Genomic DNA, 5,999 nt, shown 5'->3' on the forward strand with positions numbered 1-5,999 from the left:
GTCTCCGGTTGCATTGGACAGGCCCTGCACGATTGCGCCGGCACGAAACGCCAACCCAAGCTAGGGCGCTGACCCAAAAGGCTGGCAGGATTAGAAACATGCTTGCCATCACGAAATTCAGAAGCATGTCGCCGAAAGTATTGTTCAGACCGAGCAGAGGATTGAAATTGCTGTGCGGAGAGTTCCATCCATACAGTGCATCAAGGATGGTGCTATCGAGCCAGCGGGCCAACTGGAACCAGAAATCCACGAAGAACAGCGCGAACTGCACGCAACTCATCGTCACCACGGCCTTGAGATCGTAGGTGCCAAATAGCAGTACGAGAGGGATGCAGATGACCATCGCCATCTTGAGAAACGACAGAACCATCGGGAGCGCCTGCCGCACCACATCCATCGCCGGGAAGAACCCGATCGAGCCCGCCGCCAAGCCAACGCCAGCTGCGCCGCGCGTCACGATGTTGGGCAGCGTCATGTCCACCTGGCCGCCGTAGTCGGCGTAGGCTTGGCCTTGGTTCATTGTCTGTTGCCGCGGTGCGGCGATCGCACGGATGACGGCATCGTCCGCCTGCTGGCGTGAGACGAAACCCGCCCATCGCCCAATGCGCGACAGCAGATCGGGATCCACCTGTGCGAGCAACCGGCTACGCAAACCTTGGTCGCCCTCTGACCACCATTGTCGGCAGGTTGGATAGCCGCCTCCGTTGTCCACCTGGGCTAGGCCTGCATCGCGCGTCGCGTTATAGGGCCAGGCGGAGCGCGGCATCTGCGAGTGGTAGGTGTCGTAGTACCCGTTCGTCCCAAGGAAATAGGCCGATCCGATCCAGGTCACATCGTTCATCTGTGCGCCGGAGAGCGATGGCCGCCCCATGAAGAGCTTGGCCCGCGCAGGCCCGTAACAGTCATGGGTGAAGTCGGCCACCTCCTGAGCCAGTACCGGGTCGTTGATGCGTGTGCTGTCGATCTCCATGCGCATCTGCCGAAGGTCCGTGCCGCACGGGATGGCAGCGACCGCCGCGCCGGTAACTGCTTTCGAGATCGCATGCATGAAGAACCACCAGACCGGCACCTGTGCACTTTGGTTGTTGAGCGTGGTGAAAGCATTGGACCAACGGGTGTCCTGCGGCGTCGGAACATCCACCTTGCATTGCGTGGAGCGCGAGGCATCGAATTGGATCGTCGAGATATTGACGTTGATGAAAGGGATGCCGGCGAACATGATGACCACGATGGCGACCCACGCGCGGTTCTCGATGCGGACCGCCGACAGGACTCCTTTGTTCCCCTCGTCGGCCCCCTCGGTTCGCGCACGGAGCCATTCTTGGATGACGATGGACACGAGGGGCAAAGCGAACACGCCGCTGGCGACTAAGATGTTCCAGATACCGTTGTGCACGATCCAGCCGACCAGCGTGAGGTAGTACTCCAGGTAGTCTGTGGTGTAGAGGGTCATGGGATCTCCGCGCGCCTTGCGTGACCATGACCAGGTGCTTGGCGCAGGCGCCAGTTTTCCAGGACGAAGACTGCGGGGCCGCGAAGAGACATCCGCGCTGCCTGAGCGCTCTACCTTGCAATCAGGGCCATGTTTGATGGGGCTTGATGTTGGAGGCAAACAGTGTGTATGGGCAGAACAATCCGACTTGCGCGCGCCCCTGATTCTTGTGGGATGGCGTCCTTACTCATCATCTTGGCTGGCAAACACAAATCCAGCGTGGCTACTCCCTGCACTCATGGCCTGTAGCTTGTAGCCCTTCAATTGTCGGTTGACCTCGTCTAAGGCCAGAAACTTGAAAATCACACCGGTGATCGATGTAGGCCCGTTTGGTATCGGCCCGAAGCTGCCATCAACTAGACCTCGTCCGAATCACTTCAAGCTGAAGGAGCTCTTCTGTGTTGCTTTACCGAACGATGGTTGATAGCAACACTGCTAATTGATTTGGCTGGTGCTAAGCTGAGTGGAGGCTTTCGTCTTGTGGCGATTGCGGCAATGCATGGAATTACGGACCCGAGAGAATGGTCGACGCTTGCTTTCCATCGATGTGGTCAGAAAGCGATTTTTCTGGCTATTTGCCCATTACCGTCACTGAGAATGAAATGACCAAAGCAGCACATATTTATAAGCTCAGCATTCAACGCTTCAGGGGTATCCATTCCCTTCGGTGGTTGCCTGCTGCGGGAATGAATGTCATCCTTGGTGGCGGCGACGCTGGAAAAACGACTGTTCTCGAAACGATTTCGCTGTTGCTTTCGCCGTCGAACACGGCGGTCATCTCTGAGGCCGACTACTGGGCCCGGGACACTGCGCAGGAGTTCTTCATCGAGGCCGTCATTGCACTTCCCGACGCAACCGGCATGGGCTCTCAGAACACCTTCGCCTGGCCGTGGGCATGGAACGGGAAAGACGCTGTTGTGCCATCGGCCGACGGGGAGGGCGACCAGCCGGTGCCCGGCGAGCCGGTGTATCGCGTGCGTGTACGCGGGACCGTGGAACTGGAACTCGCGTGGGAGGTCATGCAGCCTCACGACGAGTTCGACCATTTCTCGACTGCCGTTCGCCGGCGTATCGGGTTGGTCCGAATGAGCGCCGATGAACGCAACGATCGTGATCTGCGCCTTGTCTATGGCTCCGCACTGGATCGGTTGCTGGCCGACAACGCATTACGGGCACGTATCGGCAAACAGGTAGCAGGGCTCAATTTGCACGATTCGCTCAATGACAAAGGTAAGGAAGCGATCGAGTCAATGGATGCGCGCATGGCAGGTGCTGCGCTCCCCAGTAATTTGAAACTCGGTCTCACTACCAGCCAGGGGTTGTCCATCGGCGCGCTAATCGGCCTGATGGCGACAAAGAATGGGGTGGCGCTGCCACTGAGCAGTTGGGGCGCAGGCACTAGACGGATGGCTGCGCTCGAAATTGCATCGTCAACGGACAAGGAAGCAAGCGTGACGCTCATCGATGAGATCGAGCGCGGGCTTGAGCCGTACCGTTTGCGCAAGCTCATCAATATCCTGGCCGGTCAACACGGGCAGATATTTCTCACGACGCACAGCCCTGTCGCCATTTCGTGTGCAGAGGATGCACATCTTTGGTATCTGGACAGCCAGGGCTCCATCGGTGCGCTGCCTCGGGACAAGGTTGGACCGCAGCAGAAGCGAGATCCTGAGACGTTCCTAGCACGCGTGGCCGTCATTGCTGAAGGGCCAACCGAGGTTGGCTTCTTGCAGTACCTGCTGGGAAAGGCTTTTGGGGGGGACCCGCTTGATCATGGCGTGCGAGTCTGCGATGGGCAGGGTAACGGTGCGACCTTGGATCTGCTTGAGACGCTCGCATCTTCCGGCTTGCTGTTTGCCGGCCTGGCAGACGACGAGGGCACAGCCCCGGAGCGCTGGAAGAAGCTGAAGGAAAAGCTCAAAGGGCGGCTTCACCAATGGCCGAAGGGCTGCACTGAAGACAATGTTATCGGGGCCGTTCCCGAAGCAAATCTTCTCGAACTGCTGAAGGATGCAGAAGGCGAACTGGACGGCTATCGACTTCGGACTTTGGCGGAACGCCTTGGACTTCAAGACAAAAGCACTGAGGCGATAGACGCGGCACTGAAGGCCTCTGGAAAAACGTGGCGTGCGCTGATCATTGCAGCTGCCAGCGGCAGCAAGGAAGGGGCGCCCGAGGGTCAAGAAAAGGCTTGGAAGAAGCATTCCCAGCAATGGTTCAAGTCCACTATCGGTGGGCAGGAGCTGGCCCAGAAAATGGTCGCTTTAGGCGCGTGGGCGGGTATCGAGCCGCAGCTGCTCCCGCTGATTAACGCGGTACTGGAAGCCGTGGATCGCCAGGCCTTGGAAAAGCTGGATATATGAGCGACAGAGCCGTTGCCAAGCTTCTCCGCTCACCCGAGCCGCTGGTGGTCATTGAAGCTGCGGCCGGTTGTGGCAAGACATATCAAGGCGCTGCGTACGCGCAGGAGGTGGTAGGAAGCCTCGGTGATGGCCGCTTGCTCATTCTGACACATACACATGCCGCTTGCTCTGTCTTCGCCGAACGGACCAAGAAGGCCGGGTCACGCGTCGAAATCAAGACCATTGATGCCTTGATTGCTCAGATCGCGCTGGCCTACCACAAGCCACTAGATCTTCCGCGCGATCTGACCTCCTGGGCCTGGCAGGATGGCGGAAAAGGCTTTGACATTATGGCGGCCAAGGTCGCCGGATTCCTGCGACATCAGCCAATGGTGGCTCGCGCGCTGGTCCGGCGCTATCCAGTTATAGTGTGCGACGAACATCAGGATTCCAGTGTCGAACAGAACAGTGTCGTCATGTCTTTACTGTCCGCTGGTGCAACTGTCCGGATCTTTGGAGATCCCATGCAGCGGATTTATGGGGTCAAGACTGATAAAGCCGTGCGCGAAGATCGCGCCCGCTGGGACGCTCTGAAGGCACAGGGAGCGGACGAAAAGCTGATCACACCGCATCGCTGGCAGACCGGTTGTCCCTTATTGGGGGCTTGGGTCATCGAGGCACGAGAGAGTCTAGAGCGCGGAACTCCGATCGACCTGACAGGAGGACTGCCTCCTTCCGTGAAGGTGCTCGTCGGAAACAACACAGCCCAGATGCGAACGGGCTACCAACTTTCCAAGGAGCACAGGGGACCGATCGACAAAGTGCTGAAAACAAGCCCGCAGCTGATGGTCCTCGCATCGCAGAACGACTTGGTATCGGCACTTCGGGCCTTCTGGTTTCGGACGGTTCCGATCTGGGAAGGGCATACGCGTGATGCGTTAGCGGCGCTTGTGCAGACAGTCCGCAACGGTAATGGCAATCCGGAAGCGCTGGCACAGAGTGTCATCGCCTTCATGGGCAGCGTCGCGGTCGGATTCAGTCCATCCAGCCACGGGGACCGACTTTTGCAGGAGATCCGCACTGGTGCGGCGCGTCCCACCACCGGAAAGCCGGCCAACATCCAGGCGGTCGCACGATGCCTGCTGAACAATCCTTCGCACACGGGTGTTTCGGATGCGCTCGGAAAAATTAATGCACTCGCAAAGGACGCTGCAGCGGGGTTTGACACCGTGAAGATTGATCACAGGTCCGAGTTGCAGGATGCCGTGCGCATCGGGCAGTTTGCCGGTCCCGATGAAGGATTTGCAGAGGTGTCGCGTATACGCTCTTACTCTCATCCGTCACTGCCCAAGAGGGTGCTCAGCAGCATTCACAAGGCAAAGGGCCTGGAGTGCGACCATGCGATGCTGATGGCCTGCGACAAGGCGCAGTTCACGTCGAGCCTGTATGCGAAATCCAAGATGTACGTGGCCCTCAGCAGGGCGAAGAAATCGCTGACCTTGGTGGTTTCGACCTCCAGTCCCAGTCCCCTGTTCAAGCTTCGTTGAAGGACCGATTCCATGAGCAACTATTTCAGTGATCGGGAGCTCGGGCCGAGGGCGCGTACTGAGCAGACGATGAGTCCAGTTGCATGGGCAGGCATTGCGGTCCTGGTTGAGGCCTTGGCGAGTTCCGGATCGTTTGGGGCGTCATATCCCCAGGAGTGTCCTGATGGGCATGCGATCTGTGGCAACGACACGGACATGCTGAAAAGCGCGATCGAATCGGAGATGGAGGGCCTGTCATGGCCGCTACAACGCGATGAGGTGGATGAAGGTGATTTCCGCCGGACGCGAAAGCCATGGGCGCCCCAGACCCTTATAGCACTCGATTTCATCGAGTTTGTATGGAGATGCGTAGCGCGGCCGATTCCAGGAAAGCTTCACGATTATTACCGTCACCACCATCTGTCTTTTGACGGCGCCGAAGGGCGTTCTGCATTCGTGTCCGATGTCAACCGCATCCTCGCACGCAATGGGCTTGCTTATGAGATCAACGAGAGCGGCGAGGTGCGGCGGATCCTGCCAGCCATCGTCGATGACTTGCTCGCGAGAACCTACTTTCGGACTGGGGACAAAACGCTCGACGTCATGCTGGAAGAGACGCGCAGGAAATTCACTGATCCC

3 protein-coding genes and 1 pseudogene are annotated in these 5,999 nt (G+C 58.5%); 3 read left to right on the forward strand and 1 reads right to left on the reverse strand.

The annotated features are described in order from the left end of the window. Positions 1–1,453, reverse strand: a pseudogene (locus XBLMG947_RS20635) (conjugal transfer protein TraG N-terminal domain-containing protein); the annotation flags it as partial. A 560-nt stretch (positions 1,454–2,013) separates the two neighbouring features. Here XBLMG947_RS20635 and XBLMG947_RS20640 point away from each other — a divergent pair. The 3 genes from XBLMG947_RS20640 to XBLMG947_RS20650 form a co-directional block, all read left to right on the forward strand. Then, entirely contained in the window at positions 2,014–3,855 is a 1,842-nt protein-coding gene (locus XBLMG947_RS20640; RefSeq protein WP_209437494.1) for an ATP-dependent nuclease, read from the forward strand. After that, positions 3,852–5,381 carry a UvrD-helicase domain-containing protein gene (locus XBLMG947_RS20645; RefSeq protein ID WP_065470385.1) on the forward strand — a complete coding sequence of 510 codons (1,530 nt, stop codon included), beginning with the start codon at positions 3,852–3,854 and terminating at the stop codon, positions 5,379–5,381. The genes XBLMG947_RS20640 and XBLMG947_RS20645 overlap by 4 nt, the downstream gene beginning before the upstream one ends. Before the next feature lie 12 nt (positions 5,382–5,393). Further along, positions 5,394–5,999, forward strand: a 606-nt coding sequence (locus XBLMG947_RS20650) for an AbiJ-NTD4 domain-containing protein (RefSeq protein WP_065470386.1), incomplete at its 3' end; no start/stop codon positions are given.

The organism is Xanthomonas bromi, assembly GCF_900092025.1.
In the GTDB taxonomy this organism is placed as follows: domain Bacteria; phylum Pseudomonadota; class Gammaproteobacteria; order Xanthomonadales; family Xanthomonadaceae; genus Xanthomonas; species Xanthomonas bromi.